Origin of the sequence: Desulfobacula sp., from assembly GCF_014237455.1 — a bacterium.
Lineage (GTDB): Bacteria > Desulfobacterota > Desulfobacteria > Desulfobacterales > Desulfobacteraceae > Desulfobacula.
Genome location: NZ_JABZFL010000022.1, coordinates 1 through 2,284, shown reverse-complemented (window position 1 = coordinate 2,284; position 2,284 = coordinate 1). Strand labels below are relative to the sequence as shown.

The following is a 2,284-nucleotide window of genomic DNA, read 5'->3' as shown; positions in this document are numbered from 1 at the left end:
TACGTCCAGCCCCTTGTTCCGTCGCCTCTGGCGCCAGAACAAGGAACTGGACCGGTCACCGCACACCGATCAATCAAACTACGTTTGCTTGATCGGCGCACGGCGCCGGTCAGCACCGCGTTATCTAGAAGGAAAAGATGATATCTTTATATTTTCAGAACAAAATTCTTTCATTATCAGACCTTTGCACAACTCAACCGGCGAAACAGTCAGTTATTACAAAAATGGAATTACCCACAATAAAAAAATATAAAAAATTGAATATAACCAATTAAAATCATTGATTATTTAATCCATTTGTGTTATGAAAAGGCATCATATTTAAGCATAAATGGAGGGGCATAAAATGGGGTTCAAATCAGAACAAAAAAATCTAACATTCTCCGATTTAGAAAGATCTTTCAAGGATGAGAAAAACAGAAGCCTTAAAACTTTGATGGATTTAGAAAAAACTATCTTGTGGGATCGGATTGAATCCATACTCTTGAAGGATTATCCTGTTGGCCATAAGAAAGAAGGCAATAAAGCATATTCCCCGTTGTTCCTGTTTAAATGCCTGTTACTCCAAAAATGGTTTCGGATCCAATCTGATCCGGAACTTGAAAGCCAGATCAATGACCGGCAGTCTTTTCAAGTTTTTTTAGATATTTCTGCCCAGGAAGCATCCCCTGATCATTCAACGTTTTCCAGATTCAGGAAAAGGCTGACAAAAGGCAAATTTGAATTAATAGTGGGCGATATTTTAAATCAATTTTCAGACCAGGGACTTACCATCAATGAAGGGATAGCCATAGACGCCCGGATCGTAAAATCAGCCAGCAGACCTGTAAGCAATAAGACGTTGAAGAAGATAAGAGCAAAAAGAGAAACACCGGAAGGCAAGCTTGATAAAAATGGTAATCCCTTAAAATTTTCTAGAGATATTGAATCCAACTGGACGATTAAAAACAATAAAAATTATTATGGACTGAAAGAACATGCTTCTGTAGATGCAAAGTATGGCTTTGTCCTAACGACAGTCTTGAGCCCCGCTTCTGTGCATGATACAAATTACTTTACATATTGCACGCTGTATAGTAGACACACCAAACATGGCCTGGTCATAGTGTATGCAGATAAAGGATATGCAGGAGAGCCGAACCGAACATTTCTGGCCATGAATAAATTTAAAGATGGCATAATGCGCAAGGACAGCAAAACCGCAAAATTGACAGAATATGAAATCGAAAGAAACAAAAAAATATCCAAACTAAGATACATTGTTGAGCAATATTTTGGTTTAAGTCACCTTTATGATAATGGGCAACAGGCACGGTTTACAACCATAGAAAAAAACAACATAGATATCTGGTTCAGGCAAGTGGCATTTAACATAAAAAGAGGATTTAATATCTTTCAAAGGTTATCCCCGGCATAATTGCGCCCAAAGGCTAAAAATAGCCACAAATGGGTTAGAATTTGGAATTATGGCAGGAGAAGAGTATCATTTTAGGATAAATATGAACCAAATTTAAGATTATCTGTTCATATTTTAAAATCACAATTGAAAAATAACTGGCAAAACAATGATACTGGGAACTAATTTTGAAAAATAGCATTATTCAAAGGTCTGATTCAGATAATCCGGCCTGAAATCATGACCCCATTTTGAAAGGCAGTGGGCTTCATCAAAGACCCAGCATCCCACATCCCTTGAGCCGATCAGTTCTGCCACACTGAAATTGCGCAGTTGCTCGGGAGAAATATATAAGACACCGATATCCCCCAGCCTTACCTTTTCCATGACATCCCCTCGTTCAGGAAGCGTAAGGCTGCCGTTTATTGCACCGGCTGACTCCATACCGGTGGTCTTGTTCAAATTATCCACCTGATCTTTCATTAGGGCTTTGAGCGGTGATATCACGACGGTGAGTTCACCGGTCCTATGATACCGGTGAAGAGCGGGGATCTGGTAGCAGATCGATTTTCCTCCGCCCGTGGGCAAAATGCCCAGCAGGGAATTGCCGCCAAGGTTTGAATCAATAATTTCTTTTTGAAGTTTCCGACCATCCGGCAGCCTGCGGTACTCGTCAAACCCAAAATATTTTTTTAAGAGTTTTTCAGAATCATTGTTCTCCCGGCAATACTCGCAATCGTCGCTGCCGCATGCATACCGAAGCTTAGCAATAATGGTGGGAATCTCCGGGAACTCATGTTTCACCCAGGGAGGGATGACCGAATTGCCGCCGGACACCCTGAGCCAAGACAGGGCATAGGCAAGAACAGGCCTTTTTTTCGGGTGATC

3 protein-coding genes are annotated in these 2,284 nt (G+C 40.8%); 2 read left to right on the top strand and 1 reads right to left on the bottom strand.

Annotated elements, in window-relative coordinates:
• A partial coding sequence (locus HGJ91_RS03435) for a hypothetical protein (protein ID WP_291346298.1) occupies window positions 1-253 on the top strand: 253 nt, incomplete at its 5' end.
• A 93-nt stretch (window positions 254-346) separates the two neighbouring features.
• A complete protein-coding gene (locus HGJ91_RS03430) occupies window positions 347-1,417 on the top strand; it encodes an IS5 family transposase (protein ID WP_291346297.1) in 1,071 nt (356 codons plus the stop codon).
• Between the two features lie 180 nt (window positions 1,418-1,597).
• Here the strand turns inward: HGJ91_RS03430 and HGJ91_RS03425 are convergent.
• A partial coding sequence (locus tag HGJ91_RS03425; RefSeq protein WP_291346296.1) for a DEAD/DEAH box helicase occupies window positions 1,598-2,284 on the bottom strand: 687 nt, incomplete at its 5' end.